The organism is Xanthomonas dyei (assembly GCF_002939865.1).
In the GTDB taxonomy this organism is placed as follows: domain Bacteria; phylum Pseudomonadota; class Gammaproteobacteria; order Xanthomonadales; family Xanthomonadaceae; genus Xanthomonas; species Xanthomonas dyei.
In genome coordinates, this window is record NZ_MDEE01000001.1 from 257,598 (window position 1) to 276,510 (window position 18,913).

The 18,913-nt window shown below is 64.6% G+C and carries 15 protein-coding genes and 1 pseudogene; 12 read left to right on the plus strand and 4 right to left on the minus strand.

Annotated elements, in window-relative coordinates:
• Positions 1–22 precede the first annotated feature (22 nt).
• The 8 genes and pseudogenes from lpxA (at position 23) to XdyCFBP7245_RS01170 (ending at position 9,652) form a co-directional block, all read left to right on the plus strand.
• Complete coding sequence (gene lpxA / locus XdyCFBP7245_RS01135; protein WP_104613995.1) at positions 23–814, plus strand: acyl-ACP--UDP-N-acetylglucosamine O-acyltransferase; 792 nt, start codon at positions 23–25, stop codon at positions 812–814.
• A 29-nt stretch (positions 815–843) separates the two neighbouring features.
• A complete protein-coding gene (lpxB, locus tag XdyCFBP7245_RS01140) occupies positions 844–2,124 on the plus strand; it encodes a lipid-A-disaccharide synthase (protein WP_104613996.1) in 1,281 nt (426 codons plus the stop codon).
• A complete protein-coding gene (locus XdyCFBP7245_RS01145) occupies positions 2,121–2,828 on the plus strand; it encodes a ribonuclease HII (RefSeq protein WP_104613997.1) in 708 nt (235 codons plus the stop codon). The genes lpxB and XdyCFBP7245_RS01145 overlap by 4 nt, the downstream gene beginning before the upstream one ends.
• 283 nt (positions 2,829–3,111) lie before the next feature.
• On the plus strand, positions 3,112–6,699 hold the full coding sequence (gene dnaE / locus XdyCFBP7245_RS01150) for a DNA polymerase III subunit alpha (protein WP_104613998.1): 3,588 nt from the start codon (positions 3,112–3,114) through the stop codon (positions 6,697–6,699).
• A gap of 157 nt (positions 6,700–6,856) precedes the next feature.
• Positions 6,857–7,816: an acetyl-CoA carboxylase carboxyltransferase subunit alpha gene (locus XdyCFBP7245_RS01155; RefSeq protein ID WP_104613999.1), complete on the plus strand. Its 960-nt coding sequence runs from the start codon at positions 6,857–6,859 to the stop codon at positions 7,814–7,816.
• A gap of 64 nt (positions 7,817–7,880) precedes the next feature.
• A complete protein-coding gene (locus XdyCFBP7245_RS01160) occupies positions 7,881–8,636 on the plus strand; it encodes a tetratricopeptide repeat protein (protein WP_104614000.1) in 756 nt (251 codons plus the stop codon).
• Positions 8,637–8,681: 45 nt separating this feature from the next.
• Positions 8,682–9,168, plus strand: a pseudogene (locus XdyCFBP7245_RS01165) (hypothetical protein).
• Between the two features lie 85 nt (positions 9,169–9,253).
• Positions 9,254–9,652 (plus strand): DUF2628 domain-containing protein, encoded by a 399-nt coding sequence (locus XdyCFBP7245_RS01170; RefSeq protein WP_104614002.1) that lies wholly within the window; start codon positions 9,254–9,256, stop codon positions 9,650–9,652.
• Positions 9,653–9,901: 249 nt separating this feature from the next.
• Here the strand turns inward: XdyCFBP7245_RS01170 and XdyCFBP7245_RS01175 are convergent, their stop codons facing one another.
• Positions 9,902–10,348, minus strand: coding sequence for a CopD family protein (locus tag XdyCFBP7245_RS01175; RefSeq protein WP_104614003.1), 447 nt, complete (start codon positions 10,346–10,348; stop codon positions 9,902–9,904).
• A gap of 74 nt (positions 10,349–10,422) precedes the next feature.
• Between XdyCFBP7245_RS01175 and XdyCFBP7245_RS01180 the strand changes: the two genes are divergently transcribed.
• Both XdyCFBP7245_RS01180 and XdyCFBP7245_RS01185 read left to right on the plus strand, forming a co-directional pair.
• Positions 10,423–11,025 (plus strand): methyltransferase, encoded by a 603-nt coding sequence (locus tag XdyCFBP7245_RS01180; RefSeq protein ID WP_170068434.1) that lies wholly within the window; start codon positions 10,423–10,425, stop codon positions 11,023–11,025.
• Between the two features lie 421 nt (positions 11,026–11,446).
• On the plus strand, positions 11,447–12,790 hold the full coding sequence (locus XdyCFBP7245_RS01185; RefSeq protein WP_005993627.1) for a polyhydroxyalkanoate depolymerase: 1,344 nt from the start codon (positions 11,447–11,449) through the stop codon (positions 12,788–12,790).
• 131 nt (positions 12,791–12,921) lie between these two features.
• On the opposite strand, the gene XdyCFBP7245_RS01190 is transcribed toward XdyCFBP7245_RS01185, so the two are convergent.
• Positions 12,922–13,839 carry a sensor domain-containing protein gene (locus tag XdyCFBP7245_RS01190; protein ID WP_104614005.1) on the minus strand — a complete coding sequence of 306 codons (918 nt, stop codon included), beginning with the start codon at positions 13,837–13,839 and terminating at the stop codon, positions 12,922–12,924.
• A complete protein-coding gene (locus tag XdyCFBP7245_RS01195; RefSeq protein ID WP_104614006.1) occupies positions 13,836–14,198 on the minus strand; it encodes a PadR family transcriptional regulator in 363 nt (120 codons plus the stop codon). The genes XdyCFBP7245_RS01190 and XdyCFBP7245_RS01195 overlap by 4 nt, the downstream gene beginning before the upstream one ends.
• Positions 14,199–14,575: 377 nt before the next feature.
• On the opposite strand from XdyCFBP7245_RS01195, the gene XdyCFBP7245_RS01200 reads away from it, so the two are divergent.
• The gene (locus XdyCFBP7245_RS01200) at positions 14,576–16,129 is read left to right on the plus strand and encodes an alginate export family protein (RefSeq protein ID WP_104614007.1); all 1,554 of its coding nucleotides are present in this window, start codon (positions 14,576–14,578) and stop codon (positions 16,127–16,129) included.
• A 318-nt stretch (positions 16,130–16,447) separates the two neighbouring features.
• Here XdyCFBP7245_RS01200 and XdyCFBP7245_RS01205 read toward each other — a convergent pair whose 3' ends face one another.
• Entirely contained in the window at positions 16,448–17,809 is a 1,362-nt protein-coding gene (locus XdyCFBP7245_RS01205; protein ID WP_104614008.1) for a hypothetical protein, read from the minus strand.
• Between the two features lie 429 nt (positions 17,810–18,238).
• On the opposite strand from XdyCFBP7245_RS01205, the gene XdyCFBP7245_RS01210 reads away from it, so the two are divergent.
• Complete coding sequence (locus XdyCFBP7245_RS01210; RefSeq protein ID WP_104614009.1) at positions 18,239–18,913, plus strand: DUF502 domain-containing protein; 675 nt, start codon at positions 18,239–18,241, stop codon at positions 18,911–18,913.

The following is an 18,913-nucleotide window of genomic DNA, read 5'->3' on the forward strand; positions in this document are numbered from 1 at the left end:
CCCGCTCCCGGAGTGAGAGACGATGCGTGATTCGACACCTTTGATCCATCCCACCGCCGTCATCGATCCATCGGCCATGCTGGCCGACGATGTGCGCGTTGGGGCGTTTACGCTGATCGGCCCCGATGTGCAGATCGGGGCGGGCACCGAGGTGGGGCCGCATTGCTCGATCCACGGCCCGACCCGGATCGGCCGCAACAACCGCTTCATCGGGCATGCGGCGATCGGCGGCGAACCGCAGGACAAGAAATACGCCGGCGAGCGCACCGAGCTTACGATCGGCGACGGCAACGTGATCCGCGAATTCGTCACCATCAATCGCGGCACCGGCGGCGGCGGCGGCATCACCGTGGTCGGCAACGACAACTGGATGCTGGCCTACACGCACGTGGCGCACGACTGCCATGTCGGCAACCACTGCGTGTTCTCCAACAACACCACGCTGGCCGGCCATGTCACCGTGGGCGACTACGTGATCATCAGCGGCTTTGCCGGCGCGCATCAGTTCTGCCGTATCGGCGCACACGCCTTCCTGGGCATGGGCGCGCTGACCAATGGCGACGTGCCGCCGTTCACCATGGTCGGCAGCGAGTCGCTGGGCCGCCCGCGCGGCATCAACAGCGAAGGCCTCAAGCGCCGCGGCTTCGATGCCGAGCGCATCACCGCCATCAAGCGCGCCTACCGCACGCTGTACGTCGCCGGCCTGCCGCTGGCCGACGCCAAGTTGCAACTGGCCGAACAAGCCAAGGACAGCGAAGACGTCCGCGGCATGCTCGAGTTCATCGAAGCGGCAGAAAGGCCGTTGCTGCGATGACGGGAATCGGGAATCGGGAATCGGGAATCGTGGACGGCCAGCGCAACGGCCCGTCGGTCGGCAGCGTTCCGACTGCACGACCGATTCCCCATTCCCCACTCCCGATTCCCGGCGCGCGCAAGCGCGCGCCCCGCATCGCCCTGATCGCCGGCGAAGCCTCCGGCGACATCCTGGGCGCCGGGCTGATTGCGCAGTTGCGGCTGCGGTATCCCGATGCGGAATTTACGGGTATCGGTGGCGATGCGATGCGCGGTGCCGGTTGCCAGACCTGGTTCGATGCCAGCGAGCTGGCGGTGATGGGGCTGACCGAAGTGCTGCGCCATCTGCCGCGCCTGCTCAAGCTACGCCGCGCCTTCCGCGAGCGCGTGCTGGCGTGGAAGCCGGACGTGTTCATCGGCATCGATGCGCCGGATTTCAATCTGCCGGTCGAACGCTGGCTCAAGCAGCGCGGCATTCGCACCGTGCACTACGTCAGCCCGTCGGTGTGGGCATGGCGCGAGAAACGTGCCGAGAAGATCGGCGCCAGCGCCGACCTGGTGCTGTGCCTGTTCCCGATGGAGCCGCCGATCTACGCCAAGCACGGCGTGGATGCGCGCTTTGTCGGCCACCCGATGGCCGACGACATCGCCTACAAGGCCGACCGCGAGGCGGCCCGCGCCACATTGGGAATTTCCGCCTCCAGCACCGTGCTGGCCGTATTGCCGGGCAGCCGGCATGGCGAAATCAGCAAGCTGGGCGACACCTTCTTCCAGGCCGCCTGGCTGGTCTCCGAGCACCTGCCCAACCTGCATGTGCTGGTCCCCGCCGCCAACCCGGGCTGCAAGCAATTGCTGGCCGAACAGTTGTCGCGCAGTTCGTTGCCGGTGATGCGCTCGCACCTGCTCGACGGCCAGGCGCGCACTGCGATGCTGGCGGCCGATGTGGTGCTGCTGGCCTCGGGCACCGCCACGCTGGAGGCGATGCTGGTCAAGCGGCCGATGGTGGTGGGCTACAAGGTCGCGCCGCTGACCTACCGCATCGTCAAGACGCTGGGCCTGCTCAAGGTCAACCGCTACGCACTGCCCAACATCCTGGCCAACGCCGACCTCGCCCCAGAGCTGATGCAGGACGACTGCACCCCGGAGCGGCTGTGCGTGGCGCTGCTGGATTGGTTCAAGCACCCGGACAAGGTGGCCGCCCTGCAACCGCGTTATCTGGCCCTGCACGCCGAACTCCGCCGCGATGCTTCTGCGCGCGCGGCCGATGCGGTGGCGGGGCTGGTCGGGACCGGGGACCGGGGACCGGGGACCGGGGCGAGCGACTCTGGATGAAAGCTTCCCGCACCGAACTGTCGCTGTTTCCCGGGTCCCCGGTCCCGGGTCCCGAGTCCCGGCTCTATGCCGGCGTCGACGAAGCCGGCCGGGGGCCGCTCGCCGGGCCGGTGGCGGTGGCGGCGGTGGTGTTCGACCCGAGCAAGCCGCGCATCAACGGGCTGGACGATTCCAAGCAGCTCAGCGCCGAGCGCCGCGAGCAGTTGTATGCGCGCATCGTCGACCGGGCGCTGGCGTGGTCGGTGGTGTTGATCGACAGCGAAGAGATCGACCGCATCAACATCTACCAGGCCACCATGCTGGGCATGCGGCGGGCGGTGGAAGGCGTGGCGCATGTGGCCGGGTTTGCGCGCATCGACGGCAACCGCGTGCCCAAGGGGCTGCCCTGCCCAGCCGAGGCCTTGATCGGCGGCGACGCGCTCGATCGCGCCATCATGGCCGCCTCGATCGTGGCCAAGGTCACCCGCGATCGGCTGATGCACGACCTGCACGCGCAGCATCCGGAATACCGCTTCGACCAGCACAAGGGCTATGCCACGCCGGTGCATCTGACCGCGCTGCGCACCCATGGGCCATGCCCGCAACATCGCCGCAGCTTTGCGCCGGTGCGGCTGGCGCTGGAAGACCGTGAAAGCCGGGACCCGGGACCGGGGACCTGCGACCCGGAACAGCTGCAGGTCGTGGAGCTGGTTGTCCGGCCATAGGCGGCGGGCGTTCTGGCACCGTTGGTTTGGTCTTTCCTCGGGACCTGTGATCGGAACATCTGCACATCGTGCAATCCGTCGATGGGGTTGCAGCCATGGTTGCTTCTACCCGCACAGAACCTGAATTCCTCATCAGCCAAATGCCTCCCCAAGGCCCCGGCAGCTGGCGATTCAGCGCTTTCCCGGGTTCCTGCTGCCCGATCCCGCGTCGCGCCCCCACCTGTCAAGCCTTGTTCGTCCCCGCCCCCGCCGGTACCCTGACCGCGCATTATTCCGGTCTCGCATGTCCACTTCCCGTTTCGTCCATCTGCACGTCCACACCGAGTTCTCGTTGGCGGATTCCACTATCCGCGTGCCCGAGAAACCGGATCAGGCTGACCCGAAAAAGGCCAAGCAGGCCAACCTGCTGAGCCGCGCGGTCGAGCTCGACATGCCATCCCTGGCGGTCACCGACCTCAATAACCTGTTCGCGCTGGTCAAGTTCTACAAGGCCGCCGAAGGCGTCGGCATCAAGCCGATTGCCGGCGCCGACGTGATGATCGCCACCCCGGACATGACGCCCTGGCGCATGACCCTGCTGTGCCGCGACCGCGAGGGCTACCTGAGCCTGTCGCGGCTGCTGACGCGCGCCTGGATGGAAGGCCACCGCCCCGAAGGCGGCGTGGCGATCCACCCGGAATGGCTGCAGGCCGGGCACGCCAACCTGTTCGCCCTGGCCGGCCGCGACAGCCTGGCCGGCCGCCTGTTTTCCGAGGGCCGCGCCGATCTGGCCGAGCAACAGCTCGCCGACTGGCAACGCGTGTTCGGCGATGGCCTGCACCTGGAGCTGACCCGCACCGGGCGCGCCGGCGAAGAACGCTTCAACCAGTTCGCCCTGCATGCCGCCGGCGTGCGCGGGCTGCCGGTGGTGGCCAGCAATGATGTGCGCTTTCTGTATGCCAGCGACTTCAATGCGCACGAGGCGCGCGTGTGCATTTCCTCCGGCCGCGTGCTGGACGACCCCAAGCGCCCGCGCGACTACAGCGACCAGCAGTACCTGAAGTCCGGCGATGAAATGGCCGCGCTGTTCGCCGACGTGCCCGATGCGATCGACAACACGCATGCGCTGGCGCAGCGTTGCAACATCGAGATGCGACTGGGCACCTACTTCCTGCCCGCCTACCCGGTGCCCGAAAACGAGACGCTGGACAGCTGGATCCGCAGCCAGTCGCGCGACGGTCTGGCCGCACGCCTGGAAAAGAGCCCGATCGCCCCGGGCAAGACGCGCCAGGACTATGTCGACCGGCTCGAATTCGAGCTGGACACCATCATCAAGATGGGCTTCCCCGGTTACTTCCTGATCGTTGCCGACTTCATCCAGTGGGGCAAGAATCAGGGCATCCCGATCGGCCCGGGCCGCGGTTCCGGTGCCGGCTCGCTGGTGGCCTGGGCACTGCAGATCACCGATCTGGACCCGCTGCCGTACAACCTGCTGTTCGAGCGCTTCTTGAATCCAGAGCGCGTGTCGATGCCCGACTTCGACATCGACTTCTGCATGGATCGCCGCGACGAAGTCATCGACTACGTGGCGCGCAAGTACGGCCGCGAGCGGGTCAGCCAGATCATCACCTACGGCACCATGGCCGCCAAGGCGGTGGTGCGCGACGCCGGGCGCGTGCTCGGCTTCACGTACGGGTTGGTCGACAGCGTCGCCAAGCTGATCCCCAACATCCTGGGCATCACGCTCAAGGATGCGATGGGCGAAGGCAAGGACTCGGAGATGGCCTCGCCGGATCTGATCCAGCGCTATCAGGTCGAAGACGACGTGCGCGACCTGATGGACCTGGCGCGCCAGCTCGAAGACCTCACCCGCAACGCCGGCAAGCACGCCGGTGGCGTGGTGATCGCGCCCGAACCGCTGAGCGAGTTCTGCCCGCTGTTCGCCGAACACGACGAAGACGGCCGCGGCAAGAATCCGGTCACCCAGTTCGACAAGGACGACGTCGAAGCGGTGGGCCTGGTGAAGTTCGACTTCCTCGGCCTGCGCACGCTGACCATCATCGACTGGGCGGTCAAGGCGATCAACGTGCGCCATGCGCGCGCCGGCATCGACCCGGTCGACATCACCACCATTCCTCTCGACGACGTGCCAACCTACAAGGGCGTGTTCGCCTCGGGCAATACCGGCGCGGTATTCCAGTTCGAATCCTCAGGCATGCGCCGCCTGCTCAAGGACGCGCGCCCGGACCGTTTCGAAGACCTGATCGCGCTGGTGTCGCTGTACCGCCCCGGCCCGATGGACCTGATTCCGGACTTCAACGCGCGTAAGCACGGCCAGCAGGAAATCGTGTACCCCGATCCGCGCACCGAAGTCATCCTGAAAGACACCTACGGCATCATGGTGTATCAGGAGCAGGTGATGCAGATGGCGCAGATCGTCGGCGATTATTCGCTGGGCGGCGCCGACCTGCTGCGTCGTGCGATGGGCAAGAAGGTACCGGCCGAAATGGCCAAGCACCGCGAAATCTTCCGCGAAGGTGCGGCCAAGGGCGGCGTGAGCGCGGCCAAGGCCGACGAAATCTTCGACCTGATGGAGAAGTTCGCCGGCTACGGCTTCAACAAGTCGCACGCCGCCGCCTACGCGTTGGTCAGCTACCAGACCGCGTGGCTGAAACGCCATTACCCGGCCGAATTCATGGCCGCGACGCTGTCCTCGGACATGGACAACACCGACAAGGTGGTCGGCTTTCTCGATGAAGTGCGTAACCTCGGCCTCACCGTCAAGCCGCCGCGCGTCAACGAATCGGCCTACATGTTCGAGGCCGCCAGCCCGGACACGATTCAATACGGTCTGGGCGCGATCAAGGGCGTCGGCCAGGGCGCATGCGAGGCGATCGTCGAAGAACGCCAGCGTGGCGGCCCGTACACCACGCTGCTGGATTTCTGCACGCGCGTGGGCACCGCAAAGCTCAATCGCCGTACGCTGGAAGCGATGATCAATGCCGGCGCGATGGATGGCCTGGGCACCAACCGCGCCTCGCTGATGCTGCAATTGCCGGAAGTGATGAAGGCCACCGAGCAGATGGCGCGCGAACGCGCCTCGGGGCAGAACTCGCTGTTCGGCGGGCCGGACCCGAGCGCGCCGGCAATGCGCCTGGATCTGCCCGAGAGCAAGGAATGGCCGCTGGGCCAATTGCTCACCGGCGAGCGCGAAACGCTGGGTTTCTACCTCAGCGGCCACCCGTTCGACCCGCACCGCGACGAAGTGCGCGAGCTGGTCGGCTGCGATCTTGGGTCGCTGGAAAAGATCCTGGCCTCACAGCAACGCGGCGGCGGGGGCGGCGGCGATGGCGAAAAACGCGCCTGGCGCCCGGAAATCAGCGCGATCCTGGCCGGCCTGGTGGTCGGCGTGCGCCGCAAGGGCGACAGCCAGGTGTTCGTGCAGCTGGAAGACGGCCGCGGGCGGGTGGAATGCAGCGCGTTCTCCGATGCGATGGCCGAGTTCGGCCACCTGCTCACCCGCGACCGCATCCTGATCGTCAAGGGCGGCCTGCGCGAGGACGAATTCAACGGCGGCTACAGCCTGCGCATCCGCCAATGCTGGGACTACGAGCAGATCTGCGCCGATCATGCGCAACGGCTGTCGCTGCGCCTGGATCTGCGCGAAAAACAGGCCTTCAAGCGCATCGACGCCCTGCTGGCCAAGCACCGCCCCGGCAAGACGCCGCTACGTCTGGATCTGCTGCTGCGCGCCCCCGGCGGCGGCGTGGCCGGCATGCTCGACCTCAATGGCAGCCACTCGGTGCGCATCGACCAGCACCTGATGGACAGCCTGCGCGCGGACCCGGCGGTGCGTACGGTGAAGATCAAGTACAGCCCACCGTGGGCGTGAGAATGGGGAGTCGGGAATGGGGAATCGCAAGGGCGAACCCCCGATGTCTTGCTCTGATTCCCGATTCCCCATTCCCGATTCCTCTCCCAACCCCACCGTACGGGTCCATCGGACGCATTCGGCTACACTCCCCGCCTTACGTTGACGACGCCATTGCATGAATCCTAACTACCTCGACTTCGAGCAACCCATCGCCGATCTGGAAGCCAAGATCCAGGAACTGCGCAACGCCAGTACAGGGCCTGCAGTCAATGTGGAGACCGAGGTGCGGGCGCTGCGCGACAAGGCTCGCGTGCGCACCGCACAGATCTTCCGCGACCTGTCGTCGTGGCAGATCTCGCAGCTGGCGCGCCACCCGCAGCGCCCCTACACGCTGGACTACATCAACACCATTTGCGACGAATTCCAGGAGCTAGCCGGCGACCGCGCCTATGCCGACGACAAGGCGATTGTCGGCGGCCTGGGCCGCATCGACGGCCGGCCGGTGGTCATCATCGGGCACCAGAAGGGCCGCGACACCAAGACCAAGGTGGCGCGCAACTTCGGCATGCCGCGCCCGGAGGGCTACCGCAAGGCGCTGCGCCTGATGAAGCTCGCCGAGCGCTTCCGGCTGCCGCTGCTGACCTTCATCGACACCCCTGGCGCCTATCCCGGCATCGGTGCCGAAGAACGCGGCCAATCCGAAGCGATCGCGCGCAACCTGCTGGAAATGGCCGAGCTGAAAGTCCCGGTGATCTGCACCGTCATCGGCGAAGGCGGCTCCGGTGGCGCGCTGGCCATCGGTGTCGGCGACCGCACCTTGATGCTGGAATACGGCACCTATTCGGTGATTTCGCCGGAAGGCTGCGCCTCGATCCTGTGGAAGGATGCGGGCAAGGCCAAGGACGCCGCCGAACAGCTCGGCCTCACCGCCAAGCGCCTCAAGGGTCTGGGTCTGGTCGACAAGGTGATCCGCGAGCCTACCGGCGGCGCACACCGCAATCCCGAGCAGATGGGCAAGCGCCTGAAGGCCGTGCTGCTCAACGAGCTGGACGCGCTGGAGAAAATCCCGGTCGAAGCACTGCTGCAACAGCGTTACGAGCGCCTGCGCAGCTACGGCGCCTACGAAGGAAACTGAATCCTGCGGCTCCGCCTGGCGGAGCCACGAGGAACTTGCACCAGGGACAAGGACTCCTACCGGCATGAGCCCACTCATTCTTCTGTCGATCGTGTTGCAAATCGCCTGCTGCGTACATGTCGTGCGCAGCGGCCGGCCGCTGTACTGGATCTTGATCCTGCTGACGTTTTCGTATCTGGCCGTATTGATCTACGCGTTTGTCGCGGTCATCCCGGACATGCGTAACGACCCGACCGCACGGCGTGGCTTGCAGCGCGTGCGCCGCAAGCTGGACCCGCAACGCGAGCAGCGCGATGCCGCACGCAAACTGGACGTGTCCGACACCCCGGAAAACCGCCGCCAGCTGGCCCGCACCCTGCTCGAACAGGGCAACTATGCGCAGGCCGCCGAGGTGTACGAAGGCGCCTTGCGCGGCCTGTATCGCGACGACCCGGACCTGATGCTGGGGCTGGCGCAGGCGCAGTTCGGTCTTGGCAATGCCGCGCAGGCCCGCCAGACCCTGGATGCCTTGATCGCCGCCAACCCCAACTTCCGCTCGCATGACGGGCATCTGCTGTACGCGCGTGCGGTGGAAAGCAGCGGCACCATCGAAGAAGCGCTGCACGAATACGAGACGCTGGTGCAGGGCTACCCAGGCGAAGAAGCACGCGTGCGCTATGCGCAGTTACTAAAACGCGCCGCGCGCCCGGAGGAAGCCAAGGCCGTGTTCGACCAGGTGGTGCGTCGCGCTGCGGCCTCGCCCAAACATTACCAGCGCGAGCAACGCAGCTGGATCGACCAGGCGCGCAAGGGTCTGAGCGAGTTGGACGCCAGCGCCTGATCCAATCGTCACTCGCAGGCACCTGCGCAGCTACAGGCGACCTGCATTGAATCGATCGGCAATCTGATCAAGGCGACCAATCATGCAGAGAAAGCCGGACATCGAGGCAGGTCTCAAAGCCGAGATCGATCACTTGCTGGAGCATTCCGCACAGACATTTCGCAGCGGCGCCCTGGCGGAATCGCTCGCCCTGGGACTAAGGGCCTGGGCGCTGATCCCCGAGCCCAAACAGCATTGGGATGACTACCCGCAAAGCCTGTCTGCAAGTTTCGTGAAGGATTATGCCGACCGGCGCGACGAGGAGAACGTGCGAACATGGATCGAAGTGATGGCACTGATGTACGACGATCCAGGCCACACCGATCATCTTGTCCTGATGACCGAAGGCGAAGCGATGCTTCAGCTCGGGAATGACGCACGCGCCTGCGCTGTATTCGGCAAAATTTATGCGCTGTATGGCAGGAGGGGATTTGCCGGACACCAGAAAATCTATCTGGAGATGTTTCTCAAGCAACAGCAGACAGGCGCATAACCTCACTACGCCTGCCGCGTGCGTTAGACATCACGTTGGAGATTCTACGGATAGACTCATACAACTCTAATGGCGTTTACACCCCATGCCCACAACCGCTGAAACAGTGCCGCGCGCCATCCAGGAAGATCGCATTGATCGCTTGAATGTATCGGATACATGGAAGAAGCGTTTCAAGGTGATCGCGAAGGCGGGTGGTACAAAGCTGCCAGACTTTCGCTCCCTGAGAAGTGGCGAAAGGAGAGGAATCAACTTCAACTGGCTTGCATTCTTGCTGGGGCCGTTCTATTTCTTGGCAAAGGGGCTCTGGCGTCAGGCCGTTGTTTACGTGCTTCTGGCGATTGCTCTGGCAACCCTCTTGGAGCTCGTAGGCCTCGGTCAGCTCGGGAGAGCGGTAGGCTACGGATTCGCCGCGATCTACGCAGTCCGAGCTAACGTGAGCTATTACGCCAACGTTGTCCAAGGGCAGGCTCCGTGGCTCTGATGTCTCGCAATGCATTCAAGCCGACGCCGCTTCGCGGCGCGGTTTGACTCAAGCGTCATCCAGTGATCACCGGCCGTGGCTGCATCGCGTGCGCAGATCGATCTGTCAGGTCAGTGGCTGGCCACCGACCGACGGCAGCGTGATGCGTCACGACACAAGGTCCGCATGCAGATCCGACAGCAGAGGCAGCGTCCCGCGCCTGCGAAACCGAACCGCGCAGGCGTGTTCCGGGCGCAGTGCAGAACGTGCTCAGAACGGCTTGGCCAGCACCAGCCAGATCACGCCGACCAGCAGAATCACCGGCACCTCGTTGAACAAGCGCAACGCCCGCCCGCTCGGGACCGCGCGGCCCTGGCCCGCACCCTTCAACCAGCGCCCGGCCACGATGTAATGCGCCAGGATGAGCGCCACCGCGAACAACTTGGCATGAAGCCAACCGCCGGTCACCATCGTCGGGAAATCGGGTATCACCCGGTAGCCTTGCCACAGCACCGCGCCCAGCAGCAGCGCCAGACCGAGCATGCTGTGGCCGAACCTGTAGAGGCGGCGGCCCATCAGCACCAGCCGCGCACGCACGGAGGGTTCGCTGCCGGCTTCGGCGATGTTGACCAGAATGCGCGGCAGGTAGAACACCGCCGCCATCCAGGAGATCACGAACAACAGATGGAAGGTTTTGATCCACACATACAGGGTCATGCGCTGGCTCCGTTGGCTCGCGTAGGATGACCCGCATTTTCACCTATCCGCGCACGCGAAAGCAGCTGAGCCCCATGCAGCAGTCAGACGAAAAAAAGTACGACGCCCAGTATTTCCGCCGCTGGTACCGCGATGCCGGGCTAGCCGACCCGGCCCGGCTGCGGCGCAAGGTCGCACTTGCCGTGGCACAGGCCGAGTACTACCTGGAGCGACCGATCCGCAGCGTGCTGGATATCGGCTGCGGCGAAGCTGCCTGGCGCGCCCCCTTGCTGGCGCTGCGGCCCAAGCTCAGCTACCTGGGCTTCGACAGCAGCGCGTACGCCGTGCAGCGCTACGGACGCAGCCGTCAGATCCACCCTGCCCGCTTTGGCGATTTCGTCTGGCTACGTCCCTGCGCACCAGTGGATCTGCTGATCTGCGCGGACGTGCTGCATTACGTGCCCACGCGCGAATTCAACCAGGGCCTGCCAGGGTTGGCCGAGATGTGCGCAGGCGTGGCGTTTCTGGAGACCTTTGCGCAGGAAGATGCATTCGAAGGCGACCACGACGGCTTCCAACCGCGCCCGGCGCGCTGGTATCGCAAGCGCTTTGCCAGCGCTGGATTCGCTGCGCTGGGTTCGCATTGCTGGTTGTCGCCGCAGTTGGTCAGTGAGGCGTCGGCACTGGAGCATGGTTGACGCAGCGTTGGCTGTTTGAGGCAGTTATCGTGTGTAGCGTCGCTCCGTACCCTCACCAATCTCCCGCAGGGAGAAGGGCTTACTCCTGTCAGACCCGCCGTTACCCTGCGGGCGAGCGCGATCTTCCAGCCCAGCGAGCTGTTCCTTCTCCCACCGGGAGAAGGTACCCCCCCAGGGGCGGATGAGGGTACGGACGAAGCCACAGAAAGTTGGATGCACATGTGGCTTCGCCCGTACCCTGCCCCCCTCTCCGGCAGGGAGACAGAGGCTTACCCTGCCGGCGAACGCGGTCTTCAAGCCGTACGAAGCCGCTCGAAAGACCACGACCAGCGGCAGCTAAGGCTGCTTACGCCTGCCCTAGCTTCTGTGACAGCGTCTACCGTCCGGAGCCCCATTAAGGTGCAAATGCGCCAAACCCGGTATGCTGCGCGGCAGCAAAACCGCACGGATGGGTGGAATGCTTTATCAACTGCATGAGCTGACCCGCAATCTGCTAGCCCCCTGGGTGCATCAGGCCCAGGCGAACGCCAAGATGTTCTCCGACCCCGACAGTCTGTGGGCCTCGCTTCCCGGCGCCGAACGTATGGCGGCCAGCAATGAGCTGTTCCATCGGCTGGGCAAGGAATACGAAAAGCCCGCCTGGGCGCTGGACGATGTCGAGGTCGACGGCCACTCGCTGCCGATCATCGAACGCGAGGTGCTGAGCAAGCCGTTCTGTCGTCTGCTGCGCTTCAAGCGTTTCAGCGACCACGTTGAGCTGATCGGCAAGATGAAGGAGCAACCGGCCGTGCTGGTGGTGGCGCCGTTGTCCGGCCATCACGCCACGCTGCTGCGCGACACCGTGCGCACCCTGCTGCGCAACCACAAGGTCTATGTGACCGATTGGGTGGACGCGCGCATGGTGCCGCTGGAAGCCGGTGCATTCCGGCTCGAGGACTACATCACCTATATCCAGGACTTCATCCGCCATATCGGCGCCGAGCGCCTGCATGTGGTGAGCGTGTGTCAGCCCACCGTGCCGGTGTTGGCGGCGGTGTCGCTGATGGCGACCAACGACGAGCCCACGCCGCGCTCGTTGGTGATGATGGGCGGGCCGATCGATGCACGCCGCAGCCCCACCCAGGTCAATAATCTGGCCACGGAAAACGGCATCGAGTGGTTCCAGAACAACCTGATCCACACCGTGCCGTTCCCGTATCCGGGACATGGCCGCCAGGTGTATCCGGGCTTTTTGCAGCACGCCGGTTTCCTGTCGATGAACCCCAACCGGCACGTGATGTCGCACTGGGATTTCTACACCGATCTGGTCAAGGGCGATCTGCAGGATGCGCAGGCGCATCGGCAGTTCTACGACGAGTACAACGCCGTGCTCGACATGCCGGCCGAGTATTACCTGGACACGATTCGTGTGGTGTTCCAGGACTTCCTGCTGCCGCAGGGCAAGTGGAAAGTGGACGGCCAGCTGGTCAAGCCGTCGGCGATCCGCAACACCGCCTTGTTGAGCATCGAGGGCGAACTGGACGACATCGCCGGCCTCGGCCAGACCGAAGCGGTGCACGATCTGTGCACCGGTATCGATGCGGCGCACCGCCGCCATCTGGTGGTGGAAGGTGCCGGCCATTACGGCATCTTCAGCGGCCGTCGTTGGCGCGAAGTGGTCTACCCGCAGGTGCGCGAATTCATTGCGCGCTATGACGCAGACCCGGTGGGCAGCCGCGACCCGGCTACCGTCACGCCGATTCGCAAACGCGGCAAGCGCGCCTGATCTGCACAACAAAAAATCCCCGGCATGTCCGGGGATTTTTTTATGCTGAAAAATCGAGAGGCAATGTAAAACGCGGCATGCAAAGTGCGCTGCGCTATGGCCACGCGCGTGTTGCACGCTACTCTCGATCATCACGCATCCGCATCACCGCTTTTGACCAGCAGATGCTTGGCCAGCATGCCGTGCAACGTGCCTATCCCACGTGCCGCATGCAGGGTGACGAACAGCAACAGTACCCCCAGTAGAGACAACGGCACCACCATCAGCGGCATCACGATCACCTGCCCGTCCCAGGTGATGGACATTCCTTGATCGAAGAACAGCGCCAGCGGCGCAGCAGTGAGCGTCAACGCCACGCTCAGCAGAGTAGTAAACAGCGTGAAGTAGACACTGCCCAACGGCAGCATCAACACGAAGTACAGCAGCGTGCTCCAGGTCCGCACGTCGGTAAACATCGCAGCGATGCGCTGCAGCCAGCCGCCTTGCACGCCCGGATGTTGCGGGCGACGCGGCATGCGCACCCCGAGCAAGGTTTCCACCATGCGTCCTTCCACCAGCGACAACACGCGCACCGAGCCGAAGAACAGCACCATCAGCGGCACACCGATGATCAGGATCAACAGGCCCAGCGACAGGCTGACCCCGGTGACCACCCAGGTGAAATAGAACACGCCGGTGAGTAGCGACAGCAACATGTAGAACAGCGCGCCGTAGGTACGCGGGTCGGCGGCCACGCCAAAGAACTTGCCGATCAATGAAGGACGCTTGGGCGGCAGTGGCGGGCGCAACGCGCGGCTGACCGTGACCTCGGTTTCGCGATAGATCTCGGCCACTTCCTCGGGCGCACCGTAGCTGCCGGCGACCCCTGCAATGACCTCGGCTTCGCTCTTGCCGCTCTGTTCGGCAAGCTCGGCGCGCAGATATTCTTCGGCGTCGTAAAGCGCATCCTGGACCATCGCCGGATCGGCACCTGCCAGCGCCTGGCGCAACTGCGTCAGGTAATCGGCAATGGTGGTCGGCAACGGACGTGTCTGTGCGATCGTCATCATGAGTGGGTCCCCTCCAGCACTGAATCAACGGAATCACGGGTGGCGCGCCAGGCGGCGGTCCATTGGCGCAGGCAGTCACGCCCGCTGTCGGTAATGCGGTAATAGCGGCGCGGCGGCCCCGATGCAGACGGCTCGATATGGCTGTGCAACAGCCCCGCCCCTTCCAGATTGCGTAACACCGGATACAAGGCGCTCTGCTTGCCGCTGAGCACACCCTCCAGCCGCTCGAGCCGCTTGGCGATCAGATAGCCGTACAGCGGCTCATCGGCCTGCGCCAGCACCGCCAGCAAGGCCAGCGACACCGTGCCAGCACTCAACTCCTTCTGAAATTTACGCAGGTAGACATCCGGCTCGCTCATCGGCCATCTCCGCTAGGTCGAAGGTGATGCTATGTAGAACCTAGCTATAGCGAATGTGCCGGTAGTCATGGGCGGGGATTGGGGAGTCGCTTTTGGGGAGTCGCACAGGCCAAGGCCAAGGCTTGGTCGGCAAGCCACGTTGAGCATTATTGGTATCGCAATGAAGTTCACCGCATCCCGCAGCGCCGCCGTTGCGAATCCCCACTGCCGACTCCCCAATCGCCGCACCACTAGCGCCCGCCCGCGCAAACCCTAGTGCGTTCATGAGCTTAGAACCTTTGGGTTACTGCCTTTCTAGCACGGCTTAACTACAGTCGACGTCCCCCGTGCCGATAAGTTTCGCTCAGGGGTTTTTCACTTTTCGATGGGGCGATACGATGCAACTGACACGCTTGGCGCAGCCGGCCACGGCTGAAACTTCTTTTGGAGCCACCCGGCGCCTGTGCCTTGCGATCGGGTTGGCGCTGCCGGTACTGGGCTTTGCGCAGACACAACCTGCGCCAGCCAATGCCGAACAGACCCAACCGGAGCCCGCCAAGCCGCCGGTCACCGCCGCGCCCGCCACCGCCAAGGGCTATCCGCTCGAAGCGCAGGGCTGGGGCGCCAAGCAGGGCGGCAACATGTGGCAGGTGCGTTGGGCCGAAGATTGGTCGTATTTGAAGGACCCGTCCAAGCGCAAGAGCCCGTTCGATCCGCTCAAGTACATCCCGCTCACTGCGTCGGGCGATATCTACGTCTCGCTCAGCAACGAGCTGCGCCTGCGCAGCAATACCATCACCAATCCTGGCCTGATTCCCGGCAGCCATTCGCAGCAGCAATACCTGCTGCGCGCGTTCTTCGGTGCGGACCTGCATGTGGGCGAGCACTTCCGTCTGTATACGGAACTGGCGCACGGCAGCCTGGATGGACGCAACGAAGGCGCCAAGACCGGCACCCAGGAAAACAACGCGATCCTGCAACAGGTGTTCTTCGACGTGAAGGGCAACATCGGCGGCGCCGATACCGGTCTGCGTGTGGGCCGCCAGGTGTTCGTCGACGGGCCTGTCACCTTGATGGCGCTGCGCGACAACACCGATATCTTCGTGACCTTCAACGGTGCGCGCGCCTGGGCCATCGGCGACAAGACCCGTGTGGATCTGTTCGATTTCAATTTCAACCTGGACGGCACCGAAGGCCTGGGCGACGACCGCATCGACCGCTCGCGGCATTTCCGCGGCGTGGTGGGTGGCTATCGGTTGCCGACCGCCAAGCCGATGTATCTGGAGCCGTTCTTCTATCAGTTCCGCAACGACAATCAGCTCTGGGGCCGCCAGACCGCCGAAGAAAATCGCAACTATTACGGCCTGCGGTTGTGGGGCAACGTGGGCAAACTGCGCACCGATTCGTTCGTGACCGTGCAGCGCGGCAGTTTCGGCGGACGCGACCTGCGCGCCTATATGGCCAGCACCTCCAATGCGTGGACACTGAGCGACACCGGTTGGAAGCCGCGCCTGGGCTTTCATAGCGAAATCGCCTCCGGCGGCGGCGGCACGTCCGGTACCGGCACGCTGCGCAACAACAATTTCCTCTATGGCAACACGATCTACTTCAGCTGGGCCACGTTCTTCGGCCCGGTGAACCTGGTCACTGCCGCGCCGACCTTCACGTTCTCGCCCACCTCCAAGCTCATCGTGAACCTGGAATGGGAAACCCTGTGGCGCCAGACCACCAGCGATGCGATCTACAACAACCAGGCGCGCGCCTACGCACGCACCCAGAGCACCGGCGAGCGGCGCATCGGCACCATGCCGCGTATCAACGCCACCTGGAACATCGATCCGAACTGGTCGGTGACCTTCCGCGCCGAGCACCTGATGGCCGGTCCAGCGCTGGAAAAGGCCGGCTACGGCGATTCGACCTTCGTGATGGGGTGGTTGAACTTCCGGTTCTAAACGCGGTGTTTGGTCAGCGCGCTGCACTGTGCTGACTCGATGTGCATGCGTTTTGTCTTAACGAGTCGTTGCTCGATCACATGCCGCGTCCCGCAAGGATGCGGCATGTTGGTTTTCAGCATTGGATTGTTTGATGACCACGCGTCTTTCGCACGCGGCACGCAACAGGCAATCGCTGCGTTCGGTCACTTGCGGCGACTGATTGTCGCGCGGCTCCAACGCTCGACCGATGCCGCCACTGGCTGCTTTGCACAGGCAACCGCGGTACGTATCCGCAATCGGTCTGCGCGTGCCAGGCACATCGAAAAGGCGCTTTTGTTACTGAATCGTCGTCGCCCGGCGCGCTGCCGCAAGCGCACTGCCGGCCAACGGCCAGCGGTCTTCAGCCGCGTTGCCTTCCGGCCGTGCGTACTGGTGCAGCAGCAGGCTGTTGCCGTCGGGGCCCGGCTGCAGCGCGCGTGCCTGCCCGCGCAACGCAGGCGGCAGCTCGGCAAGCCGCTGCGCGAGCGGCCTTGCATCGGTTGGGCGATCGCGCAGCCACTGCAGCGCCGACAGCGCGCGCAACGCAGCGGCGGTGTCCTGCATCTTGTGCTGGTAATTGGCGTAGTCCGGCTGCCCTGCACTTGCCAGCAAGCAGCCCATCGCATTGGCGACACAGGCCACCGATGCCGTTTGAGGCGCCGCAATCCATGCCTGCGGCACCGGCTGATCCTGCGCCAGCAAGGTACGCACCGGTGCGCTGCAGGCCCAGGTATAGGTCGGTGCGAGCAAGGCTTGGGTGCGTTCGCGATCGAACATGCGCAGCGACATGCGCTCTTCCCAGGACAGGTTGCCGTCTTGCGCAAGCACCCTGTCCTGCAGCAGCGAAAACGCCATGCGCGATTCACCGTGCAAGGCATTGCACAGCGCGATGTCCTCCACCGCCAGCGGTGCAAAGGCAGTAGCGCACAGTGCGGGCAACGGGTGCTGCGCCGGCAGTTCGGCCAGCATGTCGGCAAACAGATGCGCATTGCCGCGCAACATCGCCGCGCCGATCAACGGCATCACCAGATTGTCGCCACTGCGCAGCAACACCCGCGCAGTCTGCGCATCGGCGCAGACACCCGCTAACGCCTGCAAGGTATGTCCCTGCACGAAGTCCACTGCGTTGCCGGTCATCGACAACGATAACGGTGGCAGCTCCGGCAGCGGCGCATTGATGTCTGCGCGGAACGGGCTGCGGTAATCGGCGTACGTGGCCAGCGCGCGCAGCCTGGCCAGCAGCGGCGCCTGCGCGGCCAGCGCATCGGCATAGGCCTGCGGGTTCTGGCGCACCCGCTCCAGGCAGCCGCCGGCACTGGCGCTGCACAGCGCAGGGGCAGACGATGGCCAGCGCGGCGGGCCCGGCAGACGCGCCGCAGCACTCTGAAATGGCGTGCCTGCCGGCAACCGGTTGAACCGTTCCACATCCTCGGCCAGCAAGCTCTCTCGCTGCGTCTCGGGCATGGCATACGACAGCGACCAGAGCGCGACGAACATGTTGGTGTCGCGCAACGGCGGCGGCGGTTGCCGCAGCTGCGCCAGCGCCTGACGCTGCGCCTCGGGAATCGGCCAATGCCTGGAGACCGCATACAGCGCCACCAACGCTGCCAGCAGGATGCAAACACCCAGCAACGCCGATTTGAGGAATTTGCCGAGCATGCGCGTTCAACCTTCCCTGGAGAGAGGCACATCTTAGTGCGACAGCGCGCCCATACGACAACCTGAGCGGAGGCGCATCGAGACAATCAACAGTGCGGTATTTCAGGATGCAAAAATATCGACAGCCGTCCGACGGACAACCGCGCCCCGCTGGCCGAGACAGCACCACTGACCGCCCGCCGAAAGCGGTGTTTCGCTTGAGCAAGGCGGTGTCGGGCCCCGTCGCCCAGGCAGTCGCCGCTGTCCTACGCGCACCCAGCGACGCGCACCTTGTTCTGGCAGAAGTAGAGAGTGGCCTGCACTCAACGTGCCACCGCTCGATGGCGATGTTTCGCCACGCAGCAGCGCATCTTTTACCAATCCCCACTGCCCAATCCCAAATCCCCACCCCACCTGCACCGGACGCGGCCGAATGCCTACACTACGCAGATGTCCGAATCCCCCACTCCGCACACCCGCCCTTCCCTGCAACGCGTGTTTCTGACCGGGTTGCTCACCCTGCTGCCGGTCTGGCTGACCTGGGTGGTGGTGAAGTTCGTCTTCTCGCTGCTCTCCGGCATCAGCAGCCCCTGGGTGGTGCCGCTGTCCGGGCGCATCGCCGCCTCGTTTCCCGATTACCTGGGCTGGATCAAGGCGCTGTGGGTGCAGAACACCATCGCCTTGGTCGCCACGGTGGCGGCGATCCTGTTCGTCGGCATCCTGAGCCGGCGGGTGATCGGCCAGCGTCTGCTGCGCTGGTTCGAGGCGATCATGCGGCGCATCCCGCTGGCCAGCGTGGTCTACGAGAGCGCGCGCAAATTGCTCGACATCCTGCAGACCCAGCCCGGCAGCACGCAGCGCGTGGTGCTGATCGACTTCCCGCATCGCGATATGAAGTCGGTCGGCCTGGTCACGCGCGTGATCAAGGAGCAAGGCACCGGACGCGAGCTGGCGGCGGTGTATGTGCCGACCACGCCCAACCCCACCTCCGGCTATCTGGAAATCGTGCCGGTGGAGTTGCTCACGCCCACCGACTGGACTGTGGATCAGGCGATGAGTTTCATCATCTCCGGCGGCGCGGTTTCGCCGGAGTCGGTTCCTTTCACCCGTACTGCGGATCGCTGA